Genomic DNA, 22,913 nt, shown 5'->3' with positions numbered 1-22,913 from the left:
GCCGCCGTATCTCCGTGTTCCGCCAGCCAGCGCCACTGACGAAGCTCCTCCTCGCGCTGGCCGAGCCATGCCGCCACTTGAATGAGCCGTTTCCGCCAGTGGCGATTGTCGAGATTCTTATGCACCGCTGTCCATGCCACGCGATAGGCATTCCTAAGCTGGTGGCTTTGCAAGAAAGCCTGATAAGCGAGATCATAAAGCTTTGCATGGTAGGCGCCGGGAAAAGGCTCCACGACGAGAGGGGGATGATACCAGGTCGGCGAATTCCCGCCTTGGTCCAGGTATGAAAAGCCCTTTCCGGTTTTGAGGCTTTGCTGCAGACTCGCAGCAAACGCATCGGTATTCTCATTGCGTGCCTTGCGCGCCTGCAACCATCCCCCGGCATCTTTCGATAAGCTGCCCGGTGCATTCCACCAATCAGTGGCAAAGCCGAAGAGCGGCATAAGACCGCCGAGTAAGAGGGTGGCCACGCAACATATATTCAGCAGCTTCATGGGGATGCCATTCCGCCAGACAACGCGGAAAATAAAATATCCGCCGCGATCTTTGGTTCATCTGCCGCCATGGCCAGCGAAGCCATACGCAGAACGATGTTTTGTTCTTTGGCCAGTTGCGGTAATTGGCGTAATGTATTTTGACCCTGTTCTAACGCTACTTTGGCTCCAACTGCGCCTTCAATGAGCCTCAGTCCGGTTAGAAAAAATTTGCTTTGCAATGCGGGATCTTTCTCAGCGGGCGCGAGTGTGAGATAAATCATCCCGGCCTTCACTCCCTTCCCGGCGGTCGCCAGAGCGCCGGCAGCCTTTTGGCGAAAATAGAGGGCATTCTTAGGGTATGATCGCGCCGCCTCCTCCCAAGCGCTTGCCGATAAGCGGAGATCGCCCAGCGCGGCAGCACGGGTTGCAATAGTCTGCCATTCCTGCGCCGTCCAGCCGCCCAGAGAGACCATGCCCTGAGTATGTTGTTGAAGGGCTTTCCATGCCGCAGCCCGCGCCGCACTCCCTGTGGGCAGGCCCATGGTCTGTTCCCATTGTAGTTGCCAGGACAGCCAGCGTACCTCCCGGAAGGCGGCGCCATGAGAATCTTTCAGCAGTGGCGCCAACTGTTCCTGAGCGGCGGCAAACTGGCCGCTGTCAGCGAGCATTTTTGCTGCCTGCAGTCGCGACGATAGGGCCACGGCAATATTCGCGTCTCTGCTTTCTTCCGGTTGCCAGCCATGATGGATGGCAACCGCCAAAGCAACGGCGCAGACCACTACGAGGAGCAGCAGCAATGGTAGCGGTCCAGTCAGCCGTGACGGCTCGGTACGGTTATGGTTTGTCACAGTGGACATGCAGGTTCGCATCTTGATCAGCAATGCGGATGTCTTCTCTGGCACCTGGTACGGTGGCCTTGCCATTGACGGTGGTGGTGCAGCCCTGGACATTTTTAAGTTGCATCTGGATGGGGACATATCCTTTCAATTGCGCCGTGAAACCGCGACCAAGCGGATTAAACGCAGTGATGGACGCGTTGGCACTCTGTATATACGCCTGATCGTCCGTTCCTGGGGCCAGCGATATATATGCCGATCCACGGCCATCCAAATGTACGTACCAATTACCATTAGGGCTCTTGTTGTAACCTGCCACGCCAGAACTGGCGGCGATATTGGGTGTGCCCAGTGCTGGGGGCATACGCATCTCGCGCAGGGCATCGGCATCGCTGATCCAGAAGCCATCTGCCTGGCGCGCCACATGGATGGTGAAGAAATTGAGTGCGATGTGCGCATAGTTGTCGACATAAACCGGTGTAATGGATTGCTGCAATACCCAGGCGTACACCTTATTGAGCGCTGCAAGGGAAGCCAGTTTGGTCGCGGTGTACCAGTGGGTGTAAATATCGATGGGTTTCAGCCGATGGGGCGTATTGGTCATCTCGAAGGTCTGGATAACGTTCTCATAGCCCCAGAATGGGCCGAGCCACTGGTTGGTGAAGTAATCTTCATTGGCATCTGGCGCGAATACCTGCAGGTACGGCCCCCGGTGAATACCAATCGGAGGCACTGCGGTAACGCTGGGATCTTTTTTGCTGATGTAGCTAGACCCGCCATTGATGTTCATCAGCCCAGCCTCATAAGCCAAGCCTACCACCCGGGCATCGGGCTCGCAGTCTCCAGACCATTGATCAATCACTACTGTTTTATCCGGTGGCGCCAAGTGTTTGTCCATCCATTTTGCGGCGCCTACCGCTTCCATATAGGGGCTAAAATGATAGCCGGGTACGGGCAGATTGATACCCGGATAGTCTTTGCCGGCCTCAATAGCTGGCCATTCGAAAGGATGGGACCACATGTGTGAGCCCATTTCGACATAGGGCAACTTGAATATCGCTCGGGCGACTTTAACCCCGAGCGGTGCCATCGCCGGGTAAAGCCCCCGGTCGCCGGGTAGGAGATCGCCAACAATGATGGATCCAGTGAAAGGCAGCTTATAGCGCTCCAGGATCCTGTGCATATAGACTTCCCCCGCAATATGATAGGGGGGGAAGTCAGCACGACTCACAAACCCGTCGCCGTCGGTATGGGCCATGAATAAGCGCCGGCCACTTTCGGTAGTCGTGTCCGGGACCGGCATTTGCGGAAGCCGCAAAGCTTCGCGGTAGAGCGCGAAGGGGTCCACCAGCCAGCGGGTGTCGTGATTGGGCAGGGTTTCCAAAACGTAAGGCGCCAGAATGTAACCACCCCAAGGCGTAATGGCGGCGGCGTCCTCGGTGGCACCATCGCCGGTGAGTGACAGCCATACCCGGCTGTCCGCGGGCGCCCGCAAACTTACAAAATCACGGATGCGCGCCCGGATGGGCATTTCATAGCCAAAATGCGGAGATTGGTGTTGGACCTGTAAATTAACAGGCGGCGTGCCGCTGGGTGCGGCCATGTCAAAGCTTCTGTACAGGGCATCATCACCACTGGCCGCGAAGTCTCCGATGAAAAGTACGGGAATCCCTGCGGCACGGCACTTTTCCAGCCATTGGCTATAAGCGCTGACATTTTTGACGGGATCGCCGTCGCTCCAGACGATCACGCCCGCAAACTCGCCGGCATGTGGCGCGGGGGGCAGCGGATCACCTAATGACCGCAGGTCGGGTATATAACCCAAATACTCCAGGGGCATGACACCGGAGCTAAAAGCGGAACTGTCCTCTACTTTTTGGTTGCTGCTGTAAAGCATCAGGACATGGCGCGGCATCGGTTCGCGTAATCCGGCACCGACCGCGGTCAGTTCGCCGTTGGTGACATAAGGGATAAAGCCCAGATGTGCTATCTTTTGCGCGGCTGCCCACCAGTCGGCACGCTGTATCTTGGTTGGTAGATAGTCGATGACGATTACGGGGGTGCCAGCGGCTTTCACTATATCCAACTCTTTCAGGAGAGCTTCGCGGGTGTCTTGCTGCACCGGTTGATATCGCTGGGTTGCCTGATCCCACTCGTTAAAGAGTGATTCGGCCGCGACTGCGGCAATATCTTTCCTGATTTCCGGGAACACGGAGAAACCGCGATTTGTGATGAGTTGTGCAGCAGGGTGCGCTGTTTTTAACGCTTTGATGAAAGCAATCAATCCCTGACGTTGTGCGGCCAGCGCTTCCGGAGTCTTGCTGACCAGTTCGTAAGAGTCCAGGGTGTCAAGAAAAAAAGCGTGATAACCCTTTTGCCAAACAGGATCGACCACGTTGTGGAGCAGGTAGGCACGGCAACTGGCGTCACCAAGATTGATAATTTCCCCACCCCAATTGGGATTCGTACCCATGCCACAACTGCTGGGAAGGTCGCGGTAAGCATCATCGCCGGGAACCGTTTCTCCGACGCTGATGTAAGCGAAAGGCGTCTGATGGCTATTGAACGTGTCGGGCAGTCGCTCAGGTCCGGGGTTGACAATCACCCAGTCGAAATCCTGAAAACCGGAAGGAAGCGGGCCGCTGCCATAGTAAAAACCCACCGACGGACCTGCGAAAGCGGTGGCCATACCCAGCAATGTACCCAGTAGGATCAGGGCGGTACGCAAAAACCAAGGCATTTGTTTCTCCTTCCTGATCGCCATCAAGGTTCAGGCTGCTCCAAATTTTTCTTAAGTTCTGCTCGGGCGGGCGCGTGCTGTAGGCAGGTTAACCACGCACCACACGACCCGTCACGTACTTTGCTGATGCAACGGATGTTAGTCGATAATCAGGCGCTGCGCTACGTGTTCACCATCTAGTTAACGGCAACGTTGAGCGGAGCGTTGTCCGGGTAATACGGCGCGTTATATCATGTATAGGTTATGAAAAGTATCATAAATACTGATTAGTGTTTATGATTTGTGGGCACTATAGTCACTTCATCGCTGCAGACGTAGCGATTGCGTCGGAGGCACCGGCGTCGGATAACTGCATGGAGGTGGCATATGGCCGTCAAGACCTATAGCGCGGGTGTGAAGGATTACCGGAACACCTATTGGGAACCGGATTACAGCGTCAAGGATACGGATATCCTTGCCGTATTCAAGATTACTCCCCAGGCGGGCGTGGATCGTGAGGAAGCCGCTGCTGCGGTTGCCGCCGAATCCTCCACCGGCACCTGGACCACGGTGTGGACCGATCTCCTCACCGATCTCGACTACTACAAGGGCCGTGCGTACAAGATTGAAGACGTTCCTGGCGATGATACCTGCTTCTATGCGTTCATCGCCTACCCCATCGACCTGTTCGAAGAAGGTTCCGTGGTCAACGTCTTCACCTCGCTGGTCGGTAACGTCTTCGGCTTCAAGGCTGTCCGTGCCCTGCGTCTGGAAGACGTGCGTTTCCCGATCGCCTATGTCAAGACTTGCGGTGGCCCGCCCCATGGCATTCAGGTCGAGCGCGATATCATGAACAAGTATGGTCGGCCGCTGCTGGGCTGCACCATCAAGCCCAAGCTGGGTTTGTCGGCCAAGAACTATGGCCGTGCCTGCTATGAGGGTCTGCGTGGCGGTCTGGACTTCACCAAGGACGACGAAAATGTGAACAGCCAGCCCTTCATGCGCTGGAAGCAGCGTTTCGACTTCGTCATGGAGGCGATCGAGAAAGCGGAACGGGAGACCGGCGAACGCAAGGGGCACTACCTGAACGTCACCGCACCGACCCCGGAAGAGATGTACAAGCGTGCGGAATACGCCAAGGAAATTGGCGCCCCCATCATCATGCATGACTACATCACCGGCGGTTTCTGCGCCAATACGGGTCTGGCCAACTGGTGCCGCGATAACGGTTTGCTCCTGCACATCCATCGCGCTATGCATGCTGTGCTCGACCGTAACCCGCACCACGGTATCCACTTCCGTGTGCTGACCAAGATTCTCCGTTTGTCCGGCGGCGATCATCTGCACTCCGGTACGGTGGTAGGCAAGCTCGAAGGCGACCGCGAGGCAACCCTGGGCTGGATCGACATCATGCGGGATAGATTCATCAAGGAAGATCGCAGCCGCGGTATCTTCTTCGACCAGGACTGGGGCTCTATGCCGGGTGTCATGCCGGTCGCTTCCGGTGGTATCCACGTTTGGCACATGCCGGCGCTGGTTACTATCTTTGGTGATGACTCGGTGTTGCAGTTCGGTGGCGGCACCCTGGGCCACCCCTGGGGCAACGCGGCTGGCGCTGCTGCCAACCGCGTTGCGCTGGAAGCCTGTGTGGAAGCCCGCAACCGCGGTGTACCCATCGAGAAAGAAGGCAAGGCCGTCCTCACTGACGCCGCCAAGCATTCTCCCGAACTCAAGGTGGCCATGGAAACGTGGAAAGAGATCAAGTTCGAGTTCGATACCGTCGACAAGCTGGACGTCGCCCACAAGTAAGCACGTTTATCGTGTACCCCGGCGGGATACTTTTAGATTCCCGCTCCGGTGGGCACGTCTTGATGCCTAGGAGCTTTTTATGAGTGAAGTGCAGGATTACAAGTCCCGTCTCTCCGATCCGGCGAGCCGGAAGTTCGAGACCTTGTCTTATTTGCCCGCTTTGACCCCGGCGCAGATTCGCAATCAGGTCGAGTACATCGTCTCCAAGGGTTGGAATCCGGCTATTGAGCACACCGAGCCGGAGAATGCCTTTGATCACTACTGGTATATGTGGAAGCTGCCCATGTTCGGTGAAACCGACGTGGATCACATCTTGAAAGAGGCGGAGGCCTGTCACAAGGCCAATCCCCATAATCACGTCCGTCTTGTTGGTTATGACAACTACAAGCAATCCCAGGGCGCCGCTCTGGTGGTTTATCGGGGCAAGACCGTATAAGTCCCGTGCCGTATCTGTAAGGCACTTCACGCTGAGCAGATACGGCGCTTGTCGAGAGCATTCGGTGATACGCCTTCGCGCTATCGTGAATGTTCCCGTCAAGTGCCGTGTTTCCCTGTCCAACAATGATTGTCCGAGGAGAACCATCTCATGAGCGACCATCTGGCCGAATATCGCATCAAAAAAGAACCCTACTACCGGGCCACCGGTGATGAAATAGAGCTTTACGAAGCCGCTTATAGCGTGCGTATGCCGATGATGCTCAAGGGTCCCACCGGTTGCGGCAAGACCCGCTTCGCGGAGTATATGGCCTATAAGCTGGGTAAGCCGTTGATCACCGTGGCGTGTAATGAAGACATGACGGCCTCCGATCTGGTCGGACGTTTCCTGCTCGACCCGCAAGGCACCCGCTGGCAGGATGGTCCGTTGACCATGGCGGCGCGTTTGGGTGCCATCTGCTATCTGGACGAAGTCGTGGAGGCCCGTCAGGATACCACCGTGGTCATCCATCCGCTGACCGATAATCGCCGGATTTTGCCGCTGGAAAAGAAGGGTGAATTGGTCCAGGCACACCCCGATTTTCAGTTGGTGATCTCTTATAATCCGGGCTATCAGAGCCTCATGAAGGATCTGAAGCAGTCGACTAAGCAGCGTTTTGGTGCGCTGGATTTCAATTACCCCGATCATGAGGTTGAGACGGAAATCGTTTCCCATGAGACGGGTGTCAGCAAGGACGTGGCTGGTAAGCTGGTGTCCATCGCCGAGCGCGCCCGTAACCTGAAGGGACATGGTCTGGATGAGGGCATCTCCACCCGGATGCTGGTCTACGCTGGCTCGCTGATCAGCAAAGGTGTCGAAGCCAAGGCGGCGTGCCGGGTGACGCTGGTGCGTCCGATTACCGATGACCCGGATATGCGCGATGCCCTGGATGCAGCGGTGACTACTTACTTTTGAGTTCTCACGTTCGCCTTGCAGTAAACGGGGTCGCAACGATCACGGAGGACGCATGAAACGTCTGGAAGATTATGCAGAACTGCTGGAGGTTTTTGGCGAGGAAAGCCAAGCCGTTCTGCAGAGTAACTGGCAGGAGGCCGCCCGGATTTTCAGTCCGGCCGGTCTGGATCAATACCTGGATGGCGCCATGGGTATGCGCTCGCTGGGTAAGGGCGATGGCTTGGTGAGCAGTTATCTGGATGCCGCCCCCCACGTCGCCCGCGAAGTGGGAGAGGATGCCGTCTGGGAGTTGGTGGGTGCCGTTATGAAGATGGCGTCCAAGACCAGTGGCGCGGTGTTGGAGGCAGTGGTGTCCACCAGTCCGACGGCGGCCAATCGTCTGGCCGATCTGGAGCTTTTCAAAAGTTATCTCGGCATGCTGGACCGCCTGCTGGCCCAAGTACCCCGGGCGGTGCGACCGATGCTGGAACATATTGATCAGCTCTTCGGTTATCTGACCCTGGGGGGGCTGCGTCGTTGGGCTTTGTGGGGCGCGCACGCCCATCGCACGGATTTTGAGGCGCAGATCGCCTACTTTTCCCTAAAAAGTCCGGAAGCGCTGGCCATGCTCCAGCAGGAGCGCAAAGGCACGCTATTTGTGGATATCCAGCGCCGCCTGCGCATGTATCTGCGCGCGTTGTGGGGGAGGGATTTCTTCCTGCGTCCTACTAGCGGTGACTTTGAAGATCGCGAAGGTTACCGGCCCTTCATCGAGGGGATTTTTATCCACATTCCCGATGCTTATGACGACTGGGGAGGCGTCGACGGGATGACGCGTTATCGCGCCGTGGCAGCCCATGCGGCGGCGCATGTTGCTTATATGCCAAAGGCTATTTCGGCTGAGGCACTCAACCCGGAACAGATGGCGGTAATCGGTCTGTTTGAGGACGCCCGGGTGGAGGCGCTGGCCATGCGCGCTTTCCCCGGGATCCGGGCTATCTGGTTGCCTTTTCATACGGCAGTGGCTGGGCCGGTCGCCAGTATGGGAGAGCTGTTTTCCCGGCTGGCGCGGGCCATTATTGATCCTGCCTATGAAGATGATAACGCCTGGGTGCAGGAAGGTCGGCAGGCCTTTATGGAAGCCGAGGCGCGTTGGGACGATCCACAGCTCTCCTGGGATTTGGGGGTGCGTCTGGCGGACAGCCTGCGTAAAGAGAAGGTGACTTACCACGCCCGAACCGATATTCCCGATGTCCTCTACCGCGATGACAACCGCTATATCTGGGAGTTTGAAGAAATCGACTGGGAGCACGAGGCGACCCTCCTGCCTGGCGCGCAAGTCAGAAAGTATGTCAACGTCATGGAGATGGTCAACGAAATTGATACGGAACTCGCTGGCGATGATGCACAGGAAGTCTGGGTGCTGCAATCGGAGCTCTTTCCCTATGAAGATATGGGGTTGAGCTATAACCAGTTGGAAGGTAAGGAGCCGCTTTCCGATCCTTACCATTATTCGGAATGGGATTATCAGATTCAGACCAGTCGCCCCCATTGGGCGACGGTGCTGGAGCGGCGCCCGCGCGTGGGCGATGTCACTGTCGTACGTGAGGTGCTGGAAAAGTACAAACCCGTTTCCAGCCGCCTCAAGTATCTGATCGAAGCCTTGCAGCCCCAGGGCGTGCAGCGTTTGCGCAAGCAGGAGGATGGCGACGAGATCGATATGGAAGCGGCGGTACGCGCTCTTGTCGATATCCGCATGGGTCTGGCCCCGGATACCCGCATTCACATGCGCACACTGCGCAAGGTGCGCGATTTGGGCGTGCTGGTGCTGATGGATTTGTCGGAGTCTACCAACGATAAGGTCTATGGTTCGGAAGATACAGTCCTTCAGCTTACCCGTGATGCGACCTCCTTACTCGCCGATGCCATGAACCGCATTGGTGATCCTTTCGCTATTCACGGATTTCATTCCGACGGGCGGCATGATGTGGCATATTACCGCTTTAAGGACTTTGATGAGGCATATGGTGACGCGGCTATGGGACGCATTGCGGGCATGACGGGTAAGTTCTCGACCCGTATGGGGGCGGCGCTGCGGCATGCCGGATACTATCTCCGTCAGCAGCGACAGAGTAAAAAGCTGCTGCTGGTCATCACCGACGGTGAACCGGCGGACATCGATGTGCGCGATCCGCAATATCTGCGCTACGACGCCAAGCGTGCGGTGGAGGAGTTGCAGCGGGACGGGGTGATTACCTATTGCCTCAGTCTGGATCCCCACGCCGACGAGTATGTGTCGCGGATTTTCGGGGCGCGCAATTATCAGGTAATTGATCATGTCGAGCGTTTGCCGGAACGTTTACCCATGCTCTATGGGGGCCTGACCCAGTAGCTTTGAAACTGGGGAGGCACCAGCGCTGGCTGGTTGAGTTGCTGCTGGCAGGATTTTATGTTTTTACCCAATGGCGTGGATCCACAGCCGTGCCGGAGCGAGGTGACGCTGACGCCCACACCCCCCTACTGGTAAACGGGCAAGGGCGTATCGTTGGCCGCTACGTTGGTGCGATTTCCTTACCCATCATCCTCTGGCACTTGCTTTGGATACATTTATAGATTTCACAGCCTGCCCTCTTCCTGCTTCCGGGGGCGAACCGGCATTGGGGCAGTGGCTCGCACCATGGCCTTATTACTGCGATGTTGGCCTGTCTCCACCGGGCAGGCGGGTCTGCGATGATGGTGCGCATACAACCGTTCCCAATCACGGCGAGCTTCAGCGGGTTTGGCGCGTGCCAAGGCCAGCATGCCAAAACCATCGTCATCCCAGCCGCAGTCGCTCAGCACGGCTTCGGGCCAGCGCTGCATATAGGCATCGCGCATGACCTTTTTGCCTAACTCGGCCAGCTCCTCCGCAACACCCAGCGCCAGCGCCCGTGTCTCCCATGCATCCCATTCGAATAGCATTTCTTCCGTGGCAATCATGTGGCATTCTCCCGCAGTTGTCATGATGACCGGGTCCGCCAGAACGGTGCGTTGATCGGCGCCCCTGTTTTTTACGGACATACTTTTTAGGTGTAGTTCGGAATTCTGGCAGCGTCAAGGACGCTTTTCGGTATTCTGTACTCTGCGAGCTTGTGCAGAGGTCGCCGGAGCGGCGGCCATATGCTAGTTTATGCGGGAGATGCTTGCTCTTCTGTGGGCAGGATTGTGCTGGGGAGCCAACAAAATGATATGCAGTATGACCGGGTTCGCCCGCTGTGAAAGTCAGGGGGCTTGGGGCGCGCTGGCTTGGGAGCTGCGCACCGTAAATCATCGTTTTCTTGATGTCGGTCTGCGCCTGCCCGAGGGCTTGGGCGCCCTCGAAACAGCGGTACGGGCACGCTTGCAAAAAACGCTGGTGCGTGGCCGGGTGGATGCCTGGTTGCGTTTTCAGCCTGCGGCAGGAGGGTCGTTGCGCCTTAATATGGCACTGGCGACGGAGCTGCACGGACTCCATGGGGAACTGAATGATATCTGGGATCTGGGTGAGACTGCGTTTAATCCGTGGGATGCGCTGCGCTGGCCGGGCTTGGTGCAGGCGTCTGGCACAGATACGGATGTGGAGGCGCTGGAGGCAGAAGTGTTGGCGCTGCTGGACCGGGCGTTGGCCGAGTTGCAGGAGGCGCGGGAGCGGGAAGGCGCTGCTTTAGCACAACTGTTGCTGAATCGTGTGGATGCGATTGCCGGGCAGACGGCAGCGTTGCGCAACCATTTGCCAGATTTGGAAAAGGCGCTGCGCGAACGTTTGCAGGCGCGCTTGCAGGAACTGGCGCAGCAGGTGGACGCGGGGCGTTGGGAGCAGGAGCTGCTCTTTTACTTGCAACGTCAGGACGTAGCGGAAGAGCTGGACCGTCTGGACACCCATCTGACCGAATTGCGGCGTATCTTGCAGCGGCGCGAGGCAGTGGGCAGGCGCCTGGATTTCCTCATGCAGGAACTCAATCGAGAGGCCAACACCCTCGCTTCCAAGGCCGGAGACAGTCAGGTGACTTTTGCCTCGGTAGAGCTGAAAGTGCTCATCGAACAGATGCGGGAGCAGGTACAGAATGTGGAGTGAAAGCCAATGACGGGTGGCGCAGAACGCGGTATCCTGTGGATTATTTCGGCACCCAGCGGCGCGGGAAAGACCAGTCTGGCCCGGGCGCTGGTGGCGGCGACCCCGCAATTGCGCACATCCGTCTCTTACACCACACGGCCCCCGCGGCCGGGCGAGGCAGAGGGAACGGACTATCACTTCGTTCCCATGGAGACCTTCACGGCCATGGCGGAGCGGGGTGAGTTTCTGGAGTATGCCCGGGTGCATGGCAATGGTTATGGCACCAGTGAACCTTGGGTGAAGAGCCAGTTGTTCGCTGGGGCCGACTGTCTGCTGGAGATCGACTGGCAAGGTGCGCGGCAGGTGCGGGAAAGATTACCGGGGCAGGCGGTCAGTATTTTTATCCTGCCGCCCTCTATCGCCGCCCTGGCGGAACGTCTGCGCGACCGCGGCCAGGATTCGGATGCGGTTATTGAGCGGCGGCTCTCGGCAGCCCGAGAAGAGTTGTTGCATTATGACGAGTTTGACTATCTGGTGGTGAATGACCACTTCCAGGACGCGTTAGCCGACTTGCAGAGCATTGTCCATGCCGAGCATTTGCGGCGGAATTATCAGCAGTATGCACAGCATCAACGATTAAAGGATCTTCTCGGTATTGGCAATTGATATTGATAAAAAGGTGAATAGACGATGGCACGAGTAACAGTGGAAGATTGTCTGGATCATGTAGATAATCGTTTCGAATTAACGTTGGTAGCGGCGCGGCGGGCGCGGCAATTGGCTTCCGGCGCGATTCCGGAGGTGGAGCCGGGACGTGACAAGAATACGGTCATTGCTCTGCGCGAAGTGGCTGCCGGCAAGGTGGGCCGGGCGATTCTGAATGAGCAGATGCCGCCACCATTACCCAACTTCCCCGGTGCGGCGAACCGCGAAGCGGCTGGAGCTGAGGATGTCTCTGGCGAGTGAAAGCGAGCTGGGTGCAATGGTGCCGAGACTGCCGCTGGCAACAGCGATGGGCGAGGTGCTGCGTCTGCCGCCGGTTTCTCCGGCCTTAGAGGATCCTTGCGCGCCCCTGCGCGCGTTGCTCCAGCAATACATGACCCCTGAAGAGGTGGTGCGTGCGCGTGAAGCCTACGAGTTGGCGGCCACCGCGCACGGAGCACAAACCCGGCGTAGTGGGGAGCCTTATATTCATCATCCGGTGGCGGTCGCCTGCATTCTTGCCGAGTTGCAACTGGATATTTTCACCATTCAAGCCGCCTTGCTCCATGATGTGATTGAAGATTGCAATATCAGCAAGGAAAACATCATCGAGCGCTTTGGACCCGAAGTGGCGGAGATGGTGGACGGGGTCAGTAAACTCGGTCAGGTACGCTTTGAGACCCGCGAAGAGGCGCAGGCGGAGAATTTCCGCAAGATGTTCCTGGCCATGTCGCGCGATATCCGGGTGGTGCTGATCAAACTGGCCGACCGTTTGCACAATATGCGTACCATGGGCGTGATGAAACCGGAGAAACGGCGGCGCATTTCCCGGGAGACTCTGGATATTTACGCCCCCATCGCCCAACGTCTGGGAATTCACGCCATTCGCATCGAGTTGGAGGAGATGGCCTTTTCTCATCTGTATCCGAAGCGCTGGCATACCCTCAATGAGGCGGTAAAGGCGGCGCGGGGCAACCGCAAGGAGGCCGTTCAGAAGATCGAGCACGCCCTGGAGGATCGCCTCCGCCAGGAAGGATTCGCAGCGCAGGTCAGTGGGCGGGAGAAGCATGTCTACAGCATCTATCGCAAGATGCAGAAGAAAGGGATGTCCTTCGGAGACATCCACGATCTGCATGCTTTTCGGATCATCGTCGCCGACGTGGATACCTGTTACCGCGTTCTCGGCATTATTCACAGCCTGTATCGGCCGATTCCGGGGCGGTTCAAGGATTACATCGCCATCCCCAAATCCAACGGTTACCAATCCTTGCATACGGTGCTGCTAGGCCCTTTCGGGCACCCCGTCGAGGTCCAGATCCGCACGGAGGATATGCACCGGGTGGCCGAGGCGGGGGTGGCGGCCCATTGGCTCTACAAGACGGGCACCAATAACGCGCATGCCGAAGTCCAGGCGCGCGCCTGGTTGCAGCGTTTGCTGGAACTCCAGATGCAGGGCGGAGATTCCCAGGAGTTTCTGGAGAGCGTCAAGCTGGATCTCTTTCCCGACGAAGTGTATGTCTTCACCCCCAAAGGCAAGATTCTCAGCTTGCCGCGCGGGGCGACGGCGGTGGACTTTGCCTATGCAGTGCATACGGATGTGGGGGATCAGGCCGTGGCGGCCAAGGTCAACGACATCTACGTGCCTTTGCGCAGCCTCCTGAATAATGGGGACAAGGTGGAGATTATCATGGCGGCCTCGGCGCACCCGCAGCCGGGTTGGCTGGACGTGGTGGTAACGGCGAAGGCGCGCAGCAGCGTACGCGCTTACCTGAAGACCATTCAGCGGGGTGATGCCGAGTTGCTGGGCCGCAATTTACTGGAGAAGGCCCTGCACAGTCTGGGTACTGATCTGAAACAGGTGGAACCCGCGGATTTTCGGCGGGTGTTGACGACGTTCAATACGCAGGATGAGGGGCAACTGCTGGCCGCCATCGGCATGGGCGAGATCTTCCCGTTGGTGGTGGCTCACAAGCTGCTTCCCGAGGAGGAAGACCGCGGGAAGCTGGTGCAGACGGCGCGCCGCCTGGGGCAGGCGGTGAGTCAGTTGTTACCGAGCCGCCTCAACCGTGAGGGGGCCACGAAAAAGCCGCTGCTGATTCGGGGGACGGAGGGGATGCCGGTGACGCTGGCGCGCTGTTGCCGACCCATTCCCGGTGATCCTATTTTGGGTTTTATCAGTGCTGGCAAGGGTGTGGTGGTGCATACCCACGATTGCCACAATATCCGCGAGTGGCGTAAGCGCCGCGACCGTTGGGTGGATGTGCAGTGGGACCCAGAAGCCCCCCAGGGTGAGTTTCCAGTAACGATCCGGGTGGTGGCGGAAAGTGCGCGTGGCGTACTGGCCCGCATCGCCACCCTGATTTCCGATGAAGATTCCAATATTGATCATGTGGACATTGAGCCCCAGGATGGACTCTATACGGGCATCACTTTTACCATACAGGCGCACCATCGTGATCACCTGGCTAAAATCATGCGGAGTTTGCGTAGCCTGCCGATGGTATCCCGGGTACAACGGGTCAAAGGCTAACAAGGAGTTTAATCTATGCCAGTTCCAGTTCAGAGTAATTCAGCACCTCAGGCCATCGGGGCTTACAGTCAGGGGATGGTGCATGACGGCTTGCTCTATCTTTCGGGCCAGATTCCTCTGGACCCTGCTACCGGGCAGATGATGGAGGGCGACTTCACCCTGCAGATTCGGCGGGTGCTGGATAACCTGCAAGCGGTGTGCGAGGCGGCGGGCGGGCGTCTGCAGGATGCCATCAAATTGCAGGTGTACCTCACGGATCTCAGGTACTTCGCGCAGGTGAATCAAGCCATGGAGGCGGAGTTTGCGCCACCCTATCCGGCGCGGGCCGTGGTGCAGGTGGCAGCATTACCGCGCGGCGCGCAAGTAGAAATTGATGGTATCGTTGCCCTGGGTAAGGCGGACTGATATGGAGCGCGCGGAACTGCTTGCCCTGCCCATGCATGTGCTGCTACAGGCACATCCGGCATTGGTTTCGCTACTGGAAGAACGCGGCATTCATTGTGGGGAGTGTTTCATCGCCGAGCGTGAAACGCTGGCGGGGGTAGCCACCATGCATCATGTCGATCTCGACGAACTTCTCGCGGAATGGGCACGTCGCGAGGCCCTGCCGCGCACCGACTAGCATGGCGGTAGCGAAGACGGGACTGTATTTGCAGAGTTCCGTCTCGGCATTGCGCGGGGTCGGCCCCGCGCTGGTCCAGCGTTTGCAGCGCATGGACCTGTGGCGGGTCCAGGATATCCTGTTTCATCTGCCCAGTCGTTATCAGGATCGCCGCCTCATATCCCCTATGGCGACCTTGCAGCCCGGTCAGGAGTGCGCCGTGCTGGGCGAGATTGTCAGTGTCGATCACCAGCGCGGGCGACGTGAACAATGGCTGGTGACCTTGAGTGATGGCAGCGGGCGTCTGCAAATACGGCTCTTTCACATGGTAGGGGCGTTGCGTGGGCAATGGCAGATCGGGCGGCAGCTCTGGTGTTTCGGAGATTTGCGGGGCGGCTTTCACGGCCTCGAAATGGTGCATCCAGAATGGCAGATGGCGGATGTCCCGCAGTTTCAGGCTCCGCGTCACCTCACCCCTTTTTATCCCAGCAGTGACGGCATTACCCAGGCGCAATGGCGGCGTTGGGTGGCGCAAGCCCTGACCCTCCTCGACCAGCTTCCGGACTACCTTGAAAATCGACTGCCTCCGCAGTGGCCCAGTCTGCGCGAAGGCCTGCGTCTGCTGCATGAAAGTGCGGACGAGATGCCCTCTCCGCAGCACCCCGCCTGGCAGCGGCTGGCGCTGGAGGAGTTGCTGGCGAATCATTTGGCGGTGCGTCAGACTCAGCAGTCGGGGATGATGCAGAATGCCCCTTGCCTGCACAGTAACGGGCAGTTGTGGCAGCGTTTCCTGGCGCATTTGCCTTTCGTACCGACGGGAGCACAGGAGCGGGTGATTGCCGAGATTAACGCCGACTTGGCGCGCCGTCAGCCCATGCGTCGCTTATTGCAAGGGGATGTGGGCTCGGGCAAGACCCTGGTCGCGGCGGCAGCAGCGCTGACCGCACTGGATGCCGGGTATCAGGTAGCGCTGATGGCGCCGACGGAGATTCTCGCAGAACAGTTATATACGCGCTTCCGGCAGTGGCTGGAACCGCTGGACCAGGACGTGGGTTATCTGGTGGGCAGCCGCGCGCCGCGCGCCCGTCGCGAGACACTGGAAGCCCTCGCCAGTGGCAGGCTTGGGCTGGTGACGGGGACGCAGGCACTGTTTCAGGCGGGAGTGGAGTTCTCTCGTCTTGGGCTGGTCATCATTGACGAGCAGCACCGCTTTGGCGTGGAGCAGCGCCGTCAGTTACTGGAGAAAGGCACCATGCCCCACCTGCTGGTGATGACCGCTACGCCGATCCCGCGGACCCTGGCGATGACGGTGCATGCGGATCTGGAGGTGTCGGTCATTGATGCATTGCCGCCGGGGCGTACCCCCGTGGAAACCCTGGTGATGCCTGACAGTCGTCGGCCCGAGCTGATCGGGCGGATGCGACATATGTTGGAGGAAGGGCGGCAAATCTATTGGGTTTGTCCGTTGATTGAAGAATCGGAAATCCTCGAATTGCAGGCGGCGGAGGCAAGTTTTGCAAATCTGCAAACGGCCTTGCCCGGCGTGGCCATCGGGCTGGTCCACGGGCGGATGCGCGCCGCAGAAAAAGCGGAGGTGATGGCGGACTTTCAGTCAGGCGCTGTACGCATTCTGGTGGCGACGACGGTAATCGAAGTAGGGGTGGATGTGCCCAACGCCAGTCTCATGGTCATCGAACATGCGGAGCGTCTGGGTTTGGCGCAACTCCACCAGTTGCGTGGGCGGGTCGGGCGGGGGGCGCAGCAGAGCAGTTGCATCCTGCTCTATCACCCCCCCCTGAATGGCAAGGCGCGAGAGCGTTTGCGGGTGATGCGCGAAACCCATGACGGTTTTGTCATCGCGCGCAAGGATCTGGAACTGCGTGGACCGGGCGAGTATCTCGGCACGCGTCAGACGGGCATCCTGCAGATGCGTGTCGCCGATATCCTGCGTGACGAGGCCCTGCTGGCTTTCGTACCAGCATTGGCGGATCAACTGCTGCGGGAAGATCCCGATGCGGCGCAGGCTATCGTGCAACGCTGGCTGGGGAACCGGCTGGACTACGGGCAGGTGGGTTAGCGGGAATCTGTCAGAAGATCATGGACTTTGTGCTCAGACTTCCGGTATATTATGAAATCGTGTGGGTGGAGACATTCGGGGGAATGTGGAGTGGTACGCAAATTCAAGGGCTGGGGACTGTTGGGAGCGGTGCTGGGTGTTCTGGAATTGGTGGGTTGTGCGACGACGACACACCTGCCCTCGGTGCCAGTACACTCGGTAGCCTACTATGCCGCACAGATTCCCCCGCCGGTTGTTCAGCCGGTGGCGCCTGTAGTTTCTCCGGCAATCTCTGCGCCCGTCGCCCAAGCGGTGCATATCGTCATTTCGACTTCCACGCACTCCCTAACGGTTTACAAGGGTGATGCCGTGCTGGCGACCTACCCGGTAGCCATCGGCTTCAATGGTGCTGCCCCCAAACGAACGCGAGGGGATGACGTCACGCCGGTGGGGCGTTATCACATCGGTTGGGTCAGCCGGGACACACGCTATGGCCCCTTTATGGGGTTGACCTACCCTAACCGGCAAAACGCGGAGTGGGGGTTGCGTGAGGGCATTATCAATAAGGCGCAATATCGCGCCATTGTCGCTGCCGTCGACACAGGGCAGATACCGCCGCAGAATACCCCGCTGGGTGGTGAAATAGGCATTCACGGCATGGGTCCTCAATTTGCGGATGACCCTCAGAGCAAGGTGTTCCCCGGACGCTGGACAGCTGGTTGCGTGGCGCTGTCTAACTGGGATGCGCAGCAAATCGCCGCGATGGTGCAGGTGGGGACGCCCGTGGAGATTGTGGGGAATGTCCGCGGATTTCGGCGCAATATTGAATCAGTCAGTGCTGCCGCCCGGTATAAGTCTGCTGCCGCACTCAATACCACTGCGACGTCGAGGGCTGTTACGAAGCCCCAGGATACGGCGATGGATACCCTGGTTGCGGCGCTCGCCCCAACCGCAGCACACTGACTTCAGTGCGTTTTCAGTGCTGCCAGTCGGCGTCCTGACTGAACCGGCAGGCCGCTTCCATACAGTCGCCCAGCGCGACGCCCTCCCGCCAGTTGGCCCGGAAGTACAGCCCAGGGTGCCGGGCGCTTAGGGCGTCGATCCGTCTTACCCGATCCAGATGCCCGATTTCGTACTGTGGGATGGCTTTTGGCCAGATCTGACGGCGGCTGAAAATGGGGTCGCCGCTAATCCCCAGCAGCGGACCGATCTCGCGTAACACCGTTGCCAGCAGATCATTATCATCGCGTCCGGCAAGATCATTCTGACTGCCGCCGATAAAGGCGGTCAGCAACACCTGATCCACCGGTGCGCGCCCGGGAAAGAGGGTGGAGGAGAAGAGCACCCCCAGTGTTTCCAGACCCATGACCCGCGGAATCAGCATGCCGAAACCATCCAGCGGATGCTCTACCTGTGTGCGCTGAAAACCGATGGACAGGCTGCCTACCGCGGGATAAGGGATGGCGTCCAGTTCGTGAGCAAGTGCAGCGTCCGTTGGTGCGAGCAGCTTGGCCGCGGCGCCTGCGGGCAGGGCGAGAATGAGCCGTTTGCTTTGCCAGGTCTGGCTGCCGCTGCTGACCTGCCAAATGCCGTCGCTGTTACCCAATTGGTCGACTGGGGTGTTGCAGCGCAGCGCCGCGCCGAGTGTGCTGGCGACCCTGAGCGGGAGGACCTGCAGACCCTCCCGAAAGGAAATAAGACGGGTTTTCGGGGTGTCAGGTGTTTTTCTCTTCCTGGCGCGCAGTGCGCCGCGCAGGAGTGAGCCACCGTCTTGCTCCAGCGCCACCAGGCGGGGAAGGGTAGCTTGTACCGAAAGACGTGTGGAATTGCCGGCAAAGACGCCGGAGACGAAGGGATCGACCAGCCAGGTGAGTGCTTCATCCCCGAGTCGCCGTCGCACAAAATCAGCAACGCTTTCCTCACCATCCTGCACTCGACGCGGGGCTCGAAAGGGCTCGCCAAGGAGACGCAGGCGGCCGCGCCAACTCAGCAGGCTGCCGCCGAAAAACACACCCGGTTCCAGTGCGACGGGCTGCCGATGGCGATTAAGGATATAGCGGCGCTTGGCGAGCGGGTTGGCTTCGACAATGTCTTTTTCCAAGCGCAGCTCGCGAAGCCATTCCGGGACGATCTGGCCTTTGAGCAGGAGCGAGTTAGGCCCCATATCCCGCAGATAGCCCTCTTCTTGTCGACTCTGCAGTTTGCCACCTGGCTTGGCGCCTGCCTCCAGCAGCAAGGGCGACCAGCCCTGTTTGCGGAGGAAATAGGCCGTGGCCAGACCGGAAATGCCCGCGCCGATAATGATGACGTCTTCCATAGGGTTATGACTCCTTACCCAGGTAGTAGGGGCTCCGCAGGTACCAGCCATGTACGTGGCGCAGCAGGGCGATGAGGACGGCGGTGACCGGTAGTGCGAGCAGTAGGCCGACAAAGCCGAAGATTTCGCCGCCCGCGAGCACAGCAAAAATGACAGCGACCGGGTGCAGGCCGATGCGATCCCCCACCAGATAGGGGGTGAATACCATGCTTTCCAGTAGTTGGCCGATGCCAAAGACGATGAGTACCCAGAGGATGGGCAAAAAAGCGCCGGTTTGCACATACATGGCCAAGCTGGCCATGGCTATCCCGCTCACGACGCCGAGATAGGGCACAAAGCTGAACAGTCCCGCCACCAGACCGACGAGGATGGCGGTTTGCAGGCCGATAATACTGAGGCCAATGGCGTAACTGGTGCCGAGGGCCAGCATCACCAGGAGCTGCCCGCGCAAAAAAGCCATGAGCATGGCGTCAGCATCACTGGCCAGGTGCCGAGAAATGGGCAGATAGTGCGGGGGAATCAGTGCGGCAATACGGGCAATGAGGCGTGGCCAGTCGCGCAGCAGATAGAAACCCAGAACGGGCACTAAAATGATGCTGAGTACACTGCTGATCAGGCCGGAGCCGGAGCTCAGTGCTACCTGCAGACTGCGTCCCAGCCACCCCGCCAGTTTCTGGGCATTGGCGGTGGCGTAACGGGTGATACTTTGGCTATCGAGGTGGATGCCGATTCGTGCGGAGAACTGTGGGATGATCTGGCTTTGCAGAAGTGCTGCATATTTTTGCAGATATTCGATGAATAGCAGGGACTGGTGACGGATGACGGGAAGCAGGGCCATGGTGATTCCCGCCAGGATCAGGATGACGAGGACGAAAACCAGTGTGGTGCCCCAGGTTCGACCGATTCGGTGGCGTTGCAGGCGGGTCACCAGCGGATTGCCGAGATAAGCGAGGATGCCCGCGATCAGAAAGGGGCTGAGGATGGGGGAGAGACGATACGTCAGCCAGCCCAGCAGAATAAGGATGGCCAGCACAAAAAATCGTTGCATCGTTCGCGAAGCCCCCTCATCCAGTATTTAGCGGTTATGAGGTCAGGATAACCTAGTCCGGTGCGGCTTCGCTACAGGGCTGCATCGGAGTGTCGGTGGCCCCGGAGATACGGTATAGTCGTGCGCTCTGAAAGAGACAAATATAGGGTCGCCACCAGAGTGCCGCATTACGGGAGAGCCAGGGATTTTCATGGGCACGGTTATAACAGACAGAGGGGGCAGGTGTATCTGTTGCTGTTCCAGCAGCAATGTCGTGAACCAGCGGAGTGATCAGGACGCTGCTGGTGCATCGGGATAATGGGCGTGCTTTTTATTCATTCTTTGACCTGGATGGGACTGGCCAGCGAACGTTTTATTCCCAATCCATATAGGTGCCATGTTTCTGCTATGGGTGCTTTTTTATCTCAACAGAAAGGAGATCGATAAATGGAAAAGGCGGAAGCCGCACTTAATAAACGCGAACGCCGCACCGTATTTTCGCTGGCAGGTATTTTCGGATTACGTTTGTTGGGTCTTTTTTTGGTGCTGCCGGTGTTTTCGGTTTACGCACACGGGTTAAAAGGGGCATTGGAACATCCGGCGCTCATTGGTATTGCTCTGGGTGCTTATGGTTTGACCCAGGCAATTTTTCAGATTCCGTTTGGCAAGCTTTCGGATAAGTGGGGACGCAAGCCGATTATCGCAGCGGGTTTGGTTGTTTTTGCCATTGGCAGCGTGATTGCGGCACAAGCAACGAGCATTGAAGGATTACTCATTGGACGTATTGTGCAGGGCGCTGGTGCCATCGCCGCTGCAATCATTGCGCTGACAGCCGATCTGGTTCGCGAAGAGCGCTGGACCAAAGCGATGGCGGTGATTGGGATTACCATTGGCATCAGCTTCAGTATTTCGCTGATACTATCGGCGCCGTTGGCGCACTGGATCGGTGTCAGTGGCATTTTCTGGCTGATGGCGGTCCTTTCTTTGCTGGCTATTGCGGTGCTCTATCTGGTGATTCCGGAGGCTCCTGCCCAGTTTCATCGCGATGTGGAAATGAATCCGGCGATTCTCCGTACGGTATTGCGTGACCCGAGCCTGCTGCGCCTCGATTTTGGTATTTTTTCTTTGCATACGGGCTTGATGGCCATATTTGTAGTGCTTCCATTGGTGTTGATTGATCCGGATCATCCGTTGCTGGCGCTGAGCGATCAATGGATGTTGTATCTGCCGGTAATATTGTTGTCTTTTATCGCCATGCTGCCAATGATTGTTGTTGGCGAGGCTAAGCATAAACTGAAGGAAGTCTTTATTCTGGCTGTCGCTATTTTGCTGGTCTCAGTCGTGTTGATGGCTTTTTCTGCACATAACTTGTGGTTGATTGCTGTTGCGTTGTTTCTGTTTTTTGTTGGTTTTAACGTGTTGGAGGCGAGTCTGCCTTCCTTGGTGGCCAAGTTCTGTCATCCGGGGGCCAAGGGGACTGCGACGGGTGTGTACACCACGTCTGAATTTCTCGGCGCGTTTTGCGGCGGTCTGTTAGGCGGCCTGCTTTATATACCGGGACAGCATAATTACAGTGATATTTTTTGGGCAGTAGCCGTTATCTATGGGATTTGGCTGGTGGTAGCTCTTACCATGCAGCACCCCCGTTATCTGGCTACCCGTATTTTTCCACTCTCTCTGACGGCGTCGGTGCAAGAAAACTTGCAGGAGCGTCTGCTGCAACTACCAGGTGTGGCGGAAGTGGCTATTTTCACCGATGAAGCGGCGGTCTACTGTAAGGTGGATAGCAAGGTCTATGATGAGAAGGCAATTCTAGACGTGTTGACATCTGACTGCTAATGGGTGGCAGGGCGCAATGCGCGTTTCTTCTGGGTAACGGCCATGGCACCCTCTACACGACCTACCGATACCCGTCTGCCCGAATCCGTTTATCCCGCATAGCACTGCAAATCAATCTGTTCAACCATCTGTTCGTTCTGGTGTTTTTGGGTGGGATCTGGTGCATCCTTCCCTGATCTGATGAGCAGCCTTGCCGTGAGTCTGTAAGAGTTCCGGCGAAGCAACGACTAAATAGATTGAGGACGATAGGGAACAAATCTACTGTGATGGGGGTAGTTTTATAACAATGTCTTATTGTATAGTACCATATGTACGTGGTGCAGGAACCACGCTAAACCTCGATATTGTGTTCCAAAGCAATATCGCCATGGCTAATTCTCCAGCGGTTAAGTACTCTGATATGGAGCGTGTGGAAAAATTATGGACAACCAATCTCGCATGCGGCGCATTCTATGGAGCACACTCAGCGCCCGGTTTGACCGGAATGAATCTCTGGCATTGTTGCTGCGGTGGGAAGGTGCCTACATGGGAGGTGCCCTGCGCACACCGACCACGACCAG

18 protein-coding genes and 1 pseudogene are annotated in these 22,913 nt (G+C 57.9%); 13 read left to right on the top strand and 6 right to left on the bottom strand.

Annotation, left to right across the window (positions count from 1 at the left end; genetic code table 11):
- The 3 genes and pseudogenes from M7F93_RS06690 to M7F93_RS06680 form a co-directional block, all read right to left on the bottom strand.
- Positions 1–494, bottom strand: a pseudogene (locus M7F93_RS06690) (tetratricopeptide repeat protein); the annotation flags it as partial.
- On the bottom strand, positions 491–1,333 hold the full coding sequence (locus tag M7F93_RS06685; protein ID WP_298170986.1) for a hypothetical protein: 843 nt from the start codon (positions 1,331–1,333) through the stop codon (positions 491–493). The pseudogene M7F93_RS06690 and the gene M7F93_RS06685, both read right to left, overlap by 4 nt.
- The gene (locus tag M7F93_RS06680) at positions 1,311–4,052 is read right to left on the bottom strand and encodes an endo alpha-1,4 polygalactosaminidase (RefSeq protein ID WP_298170983.1); all 2,742 of its coding nucleotides are present in this window, start codon (positions 4,050–4,052) and stop codon (positions 1,311–1,313) included. Before M7F93_RS06680 ends, M7F93_RS06685 begins: the two co-directional genes overlap by 23 nt.
- A gap of 366 nt (positions 4,053–4,418) precedes the next feature.
- Between M7F93_RS06680 and M7F93_RS06675 the strand changes: the two genes are divergently transcribed.
- The 4 genes from M7F93_RS06675 (at position 4,419) to M7F93_RS06660 (ending at position 9,601) form a co-directional block, all read left to right on the top strand.
- Entirely contained in the window at positions 4,419–5,840 is a 1,422-nt protein-coding gene (locus M7F93_RS06675) for a form I ribulose bisphosphate carboxylase large subunit (protein ID WP_298170980.1), read from the top strand.
- A gap of 79 nt (positions 5,841–5,919) precedes the next feature.
- Complete coding sequence (locus M7F93_RS06670) at positions 5,920–6,276, top strand: ribulose bisphosphate carboxylase small subunit (RefSeq protein ID WP_298170977.1); 357 nt, start codon at positions 5,920–5,922, stop codon at positions 6,274–6,276.
- Between the two features lie 150 nt (positions 6,277–6,426).
- A complete protein-coding gene (locus tag M7F93_RS06665; RefSeq protein ID WP_298170975.1) occupies positions 6,427–7,230 on the top strand; it encodes a CbbQ/NirQ/NorQ/GpvN family protein in 804 nt (267 codons plus the stop codon).
- Positions 7,231–7,282: 52 nt separating this feature from the next.
- Complete coding sequence (locus M7F93_RS06660; protein ID WP_298170972.1) at positions 7,283–9,601, top strand: nitric oxide reductase activation protein NorD; 2,319 nt, start codon at positions 7,283–7,285, stop codon at positions 9,599–9,601.
- Between the two features lie 224 nt (positions 9,602–9,825).
- Here the strand turns inward: M7F93_RS06660 and M7F93_RS06655 are convergent, their stop codons facing one another.
- A complete protein-coding gene (locus tag M7F93_RS06655) occupies positions 9,826–10,188 on the bottom strand; it encodes a hypothetical protein (protein WP_298170969.1) in 363 nt (120 codons plus the stop codon).
- Positions 10,189–10,444: 256 nt separating this feature from the next.
- On the opposite strand from M7F93_RS06655, the gene M7F93_RS06650 reads away from it, so the two are divergent.
- The 8 genes from M7F93_RS06650 (at position 10,445) to M7F93_RS06615 (ending at position 18,133) form a co-directional block, all read left to right on the top strand.
- Complete coding sequence (locus M7F93_RS06650; RefSeq protein ID WP_298170966.1) at positions 10,445–11,302, top strand: YicC/YloC family endoribonuclease; 858 nt, start codon at positions 10,445–10,447, stop codon at positions 11,300–11,302.
- A 6-nt stretch (positions 11,303–11,308) separates the two neighbouring features.
- On the top strand, positions 11,309–11,947 hold the full coding sequence (gene gmk / locus M7F93_RS06645) for a guanylate kinase (RefSeq protein WP_298170964.1): 639 nt from the start codon (positions 11,309–11,311) through the stop codon (positions 11,945–11,947).
- Positions 11,948–11,971: 24 nt separating this feature from the next.
- A complete protein-coding gene (gene rpoZ, locus M7F93_RS06640) occupies positions 11,972–12,247 on the top strand; it encodes a DNA-directed RNA polymerase subunit omega (RefSeq protein WP_298170961.1) in 276 nt (91 codons plus the stop codon).
- Positions 12,231–14,513, top strand: coding sequence for a RelA/SpoT family protein (locus tag M7F93_RS06635; protein WP_298170959.1), 2,283 nt, complete (start codon positions 12,231–12,233; stop codon positions 14,511–14,513). The genes rpoZ and M7F93_RS06635 overlap by 17 nt, the downstream gene beginning before the upstream one ends.
- Before the next feature lie 15 nt (positions 14,514–14,528).
- Positions 14,529–14,918, top strand: coding sequence for a Rid family detoxifying hydrolase (locus tag M7F93_RS06630; RefSeq protein WP_298170956.1), 390 nt, complete (start codon positions 14,529–14,531; stop codon positions 14,916–14,918).
- Between the two features lies 1 nt (position 14,919).
- A complete protein-coding gene (locus tag M7F93_RS06625; RefSeq protein WP_298170953.1) occupies positions 14,920–15,135 on the top strand; it encodes a DUF1858 domain-containing protein in 216 nt (71 codons plus the stop codon).
- Between the two features lies 1 nt (position 15,136).
- Positions 15,137–17,191, top strand: coding sequence for an ATP-dependent DNA helicase RecG (recG, locus tag M7F93_RS06620; protein ID WP_298170950.1), 2,055 nt, complete (start codon positions 15,137–15,139; stop codon positions 17,189–17,191).
- Between the two features lie 90 nt (positions 17,192–17,281).
- Complete coding sequence (locus M7F93_RS06615) at positions 17,282–18,133, top strand: L,D-transpeptidase family protein (RefSeq protein ID WP_298170948.1); 852 nt, start codon at positions 17,282–17,284, stop codon at positions 18,131–18,133.
- A gap of 13 nt (positions 18,134–18,146) precedes the next feature.
- Here M7F93_RS06615 and hemG read toward each other — a convergent pair whose 3' ends face one another.
- On the bottom strand, positions 18,147–19,487 hold the full coding sequence (gene hemG / locus M7F93_RS06610; RefSeq protein WP_298170945.1) for a protoporphyrinogen oxidase: 1,341 nt from the start codon (positions 19,485–19,487) through the stop codon (positions 18,147–18,149).
- A gap of 4 nt (positions 19,488–19,491) precedes the next feature.
- Positions 19,492–20,535 carry an AI-2E family transporter gene (locus tag M7F93_RS06605; RefSeq protein ID WP_298170942.1) on the bottom strand — a complete coding sequence of 348 codons (1,044 nt, stop codon included), beginning with the start codon at positions 20,533–20,535 and terminating at the stop codon, positions 19,492–19,494.
- 426 nt (positions 20,536–20,961) lie between these two features.
- On the opposite strand from M7F93_RS06605, the gene M7F93_RS06600 reads away from it, so the two are divergent.
- Entirely contained in the window at positions 20,962–22,353 is a 1,392-nt protein-coding gene (locus tag M7F93_RS06600; protein WP_298170939.1) for an MFS transporter, read from the top strand.
- The last annotated feature ends 560 nt before the right edge of the window (positions 22,354–22,913 follow it).

It is taken from the genome of Acidithiobacillus sp. (genome assembly GCF_027322205.1).
GTDB lineage: Bacteria > Pseudomonadota > Gammaproteobacteria > Acidithiobacillales > Acidithiobacillaceae > Acidithiobacillus.
This window is presented reverse-complemented; position numbering and strand designations above follow the sequence as displayed.

Bases quoted from the DNA above. Each gene is read 5' to 3' on its own strand.
- M7F93_RS06670 (WP_298170977.1), top strand. From the start codon at position 5,920: ATGAGTGAAGTGCAGGATTACAAGTCCCGTCTCTCCGATCCGGCGAGC.
- M7F93_RS06600 (WP_298170939.1), top strand. From the start codon at position 20,962: ATGGAAAAGGCGGAAGCCGCACTTAATAAACGCGAACGCCGCACCGTA.
- rpoZ (WP_298170961.1), top strand. From the start codon at position 11,972: ATGGCACGAGTAACAGTGGAAGATTGTCTGGATCATGTAGATAATCGT.
- hemG (WP_298170945.1), bottom strand. From the start codon at position 19,487: ATGGAAGACGTCATCATTATCGGCGCGGGCATTTCCGGTCTGGCCACG.
- gmk (WP_298170964.1), top strand. From the start codon at position 11,309: ATGACGGGTGGCGCAGAACGCGGTATCCTGTGGATTATTTCGGCACCC.
- M7F93_RS06655 (WP_298170969.1), bottom strand. From the start codon at position 10,188: ATGATTGCCACGGAAGAAATGCTATTCGAATGGGATGCATGGGAGACA.
- M7F93_RS06635 (WP_298170959.1), top strand. From the start codon at position 12,231: ATGTCTCTGGCGAGTGAAAGCGAGCTGGGTGCAATGGTGCCGAGACTG.
- recG (WP_298170950.1), top strand. From the start codon at position 15,137: ATGGCGGTAGCGAAGACGGGACTGTATTTGCAGAGTTCCGTCTCGGCA.
- M7F93_RS06685 (WP_298170986.1), bottom strand. From the start codon at position 1,333: ATGTCCACTGTGACAAACCATAACCGTACCGAGCCGTCACGGCTGACT.
- M7F93_RS06650 (WP_298170966.1), top strand. From the start codon at position 10,445: ATGACCGGGTTCGCCCGCTGTGAAAGTCAGGGGGCTTGGGGCGCGCTG.
- M7F93_RS06605 (WP_298170942.1), bottom strand. From the start codon at position 20,535: ATGCAACGATTTTTTGTGCTGGCCATCCTTATTCTGCTGGGCTGGCTG.
- M7F93_RS06660 (WP_298170972.1), top strand. From the start codon at position 7,283: ATGAAACGTCTGGAAGATTATGCAGAACTGCTGGAGGTTTTTGGCGAG.
- M7F93_RS06675 (WP_298170980.1), top strand. From the start codon at position 4,419: ATGGCCGTCAAGACCTATAGCGCGGGTGTGAAGGATTACCGGAACACC.
- M7F93_RS06625 (WP_298170953.1), top strand. From the start codon at position 14,920: ATGGAGCGCGCGGAACTGCTTGCCCTGCCCATGCATGTGCTGCTACAG.
- M7F93_RS06665 (WP_298170975.1), top strand. From the start codon at position 6,427: ATGAGCGACCATCTGGCCGAATATCGCATCAAAAAAGAACCCTACTAC.
- M7F93_RS06680 (WP_298170983.1), bottom strand. From the start codon at position 4,052: ATGCCTTGGTTTTTGCGTACCGCCCTGATCCTACTGGGTACATTGCTG.
- M7F93_RS06630 (WP_298170956.1), top strand. From the start codon at position 14,529: ATGCCAGTTCCAGTTCAGAGTAATTCAGCACCTCAGGCCATCGGGGCT.